Here is a 2867-nt window from a genome sequence, read left to right as displayed (position 1 = left end):
TTTAAGACTCATTGTATCACCCTTACAATCGTCTACCTATGAAAAGCCCATCTGAAAATACGAGTCTAAAGAAGTTTGAGAGTTTAATAGAAAAGAAATACTTGGTTTATAACAGCCTATTTCTCAATCTGCCTTATCAAGGTGTTGATGTTGGACAGCTTTTGCCTTTGCTTTCGGCTTATTGTGAGGAAAGTTTAAGTGCATCTAAAAGCCCCATCGAAATCATAGACTCCTTTTTTGATACACACACCCATCTGAAAACTGAAGATGAGAGGAATGACTTTTTATTTCGAGTGATCTCTTACGTTGAGCGGCAGGTTGTTTTGTTCGATAGTATCGAAGATGCTGCTCTGCCCAAAATTCGTGAAGATGTAGACGATTCAAAGCTAAGTGACTTGATGAGTCAAACCAAAAAAGGAGGCAATTGGGATGCCGTTTTTCAAAAGCTAGACGACTTCAAAGTACGGATTGTGCTAACGGCACATCCTACTCAGTTTTATCAGCCAGCTGTACTCGATATTATGAGTGAGCTAAGAGGACAGATTGTTCAGAATGACGTGAATGAGATTGACCTATTGTTGAATCAACTGGGCCTAACATCACTGATCAATGCAAAAAGTCCGACTCCTCTGGAAGAAGCCAAGAATATTATTTATTTCTGCAAAAATGTCTACTACAATGCAATTGGGGAACTCTATAGTAGGATAAAGAGTAAAGTCACCAATTTGGATAACCCTGAGATTGTTTCCTTAGGTTTTTGGCCGGGTGGCGATAGAGATGGGAATCCTTACGTGACCAGTGACATAACCAAAGAAGTGGCCAATGAGTTAAGAATGACTTTAATGAAATGTTATTACTCAGATGTTAAGCGACTATGCAGTAAAATCACCTTTAAACATGTTGATGAGAAAATTGAAGCTCTTAGAGATCAGTTATACTCAGCTATGTTCAATCAAGATTATTGTCTGCCATACCGATCCATATTAGATCCCTTGCTAGAGATTAAAAAGATCATTCAGGAGAATTATAACAGTTTGTATTTAAATGATCTTCAGAATACGATTGACAAAGTAACTATTTTCAAAACGCATTTTGCCAGTCTCGATATCCGTCAGGATCATTCAGTTCATAAGCAAGTGATCACTTATATCCTGAGGAAAGAGGGTTTAATCAATGAGACCATTGAAGAACTATCAACAGAGGAACTCATAAATATTCTTCTGACGCAGGAAATTGATGTGTCTAGTTTTAATGTGGATGATCCACTTGTTGCCGACACGATAGCCAATATTATTCAACTCCCTTCTATCCAATCCTCAAACGGAGAACAAGGCTGTCACAGATATATTATCAGCAATTCTGAAGATATATTTTCCATACTTTTCGTCTTTGCTTTATTCAGATGGACAACTAATGATATCAGCTATGTCAATTTTGATATTGTCCCCTTATTTGAAACCATGAAAGGCATGTGCGATGCAGGTCAGATTATGGAAGACATATTTAATACAGATCTGTATGCTAAGCATCTGAAGCGAAGAAATAACAAGCAGACTATGATGCTAGGCTTCTCTGATGGCACTAAAGATGGTGGCTATTTAAAAGCGAATTGGTCGATATATAAAACCAAAGAAACATTGACCGCATTGTGTGAGAAGTATCAGATTAAATCAATTTTCTTCGATGGAAGGGGAGGACCGCCTGCTCGTGGAGGAGGCAAGACACATCGATTTTATGCTTCACAAGGTGCCAAAATATCTAATGAAGAGATTCAGCTGACGATACAAGGGCAAACCATTACGAGCACTTACGGTACAAAAGAACAATTTCAATACTCTTGTGAGCAATTGATATCAGCAGGGCTTTATAATTTCACCTATCACGATGAGGTTACCATTTCGGAAGCATCCAGACGTCTGCTTGAAGACTTAAGCGAATTAAGTTTTAAGAAATATGACGCGCTAAAGCAGCATGAGATGTTCATCCCTTATTTGGAGAATGTGAGTCCTTTAAAATATTACTCAAAAGCCAAGATTGGCAGCCGCCCCGTAAAACGTGGGCAAAAGAAGCAACTCGAATTGACCGACCTAAGAGCAATTTCCTTTGTGGGTTCCTGGAGTCTGTTGAAACAAAATATACCAGGCTACTTTGGTATCGGAACGGCTTTGAAAAATCTAAAAGATCAGAATAGGTTGGACGATTTAAAAGCTTTATACAAAGAGGTTCCCTATTTTAAGGCTCTGATTTCAAATAGTATGATGTCTTTGTCGAAATGTTATTTTGAACTCACCGCCTATATGGGAGAAGACGATGCGTATAGCGATTTTTGGCGCATCCTTTTTGATGAATACAAGCTGTCAAAAGCGATGATACTTGAAATTACGGAGTACGATGAACTGATGGCTGATGAACCCATCTCAAAACGATCGATAGAAAACAGAGAAGCCATTGTATTGCCTTTATTGGTAATTCAGCAATATGCTTTGCAAAAACTGGGTCAGGATACGGCTAGTAGAAGTGCGTTCGAAAAAATGGTGGTTCGATCTGTATATGGAAATATTAATGCCAGCAGGAATTCGGTTTAATTATGAATTGTCAATTGCGAATGATGATAGATTGAGAATCAATCCCGTCCTAAACGTTTTTGTTTGTGCCTTGTATTTCATTACTAATCTTACAATTAAACTCAATATTAGGAACAAGGGGTTCATTTTTTGAGCTCAAGAAAATAGGGCCTCTCTTTTAAATATTTTTCGTTTAACGAAAGCTTTAGTAAGACCGGGAAGTTGAGAACTTGTTCGAAAATCACCCGGCCACACTTAAGCATGAGGCAAATAAGAAAGATATTTAAAAAGCAGCCTTGATCT

At 38.0% G+C, this 2867-nt stretch carries 1 protein-coding gene; it reads left to right on the top strand.

What is annotated here, in order from left to right; all coding sequences use genetic code 11:
- Positions 1-38 precede the first annotated feature (38 nt).
- Positions 39-2585 (top strand): phosphoenolpyruvate carboxylase, encoded by a 2547-nt coding sequence (locus ABY905_RS15900; RefSeq protein ID WP_372645644.1) that lies wholly within the window; start codon positions 39-41, stop codon positions 2583-2585.
- Positions 2586-2867 lie beyond the last annotated feature (282 nt).

The sequence above is a fragment of the Ancylomarina sp. genome (assembly GCF_041555295.1).
Lineage (GTDB): Bacteria > Bacteroidota > Bacteroidia > Bacteroidales > Marinifilaceae > Ancylomarina.
Note: the sequence above shows the minus strand (reverse complement) of the source record. Positions and strands in the feature narration are given on the sequence as shown.

Coding starts and splice junctions, on each gene's coding strand:
- ABY905_RS15900 (WP_372645644.1), top strand. CDS start 39: ATGAAAAGCCCATCTGAAAATACGAGTCTAAAGAAGTTTGAGAGTTTA.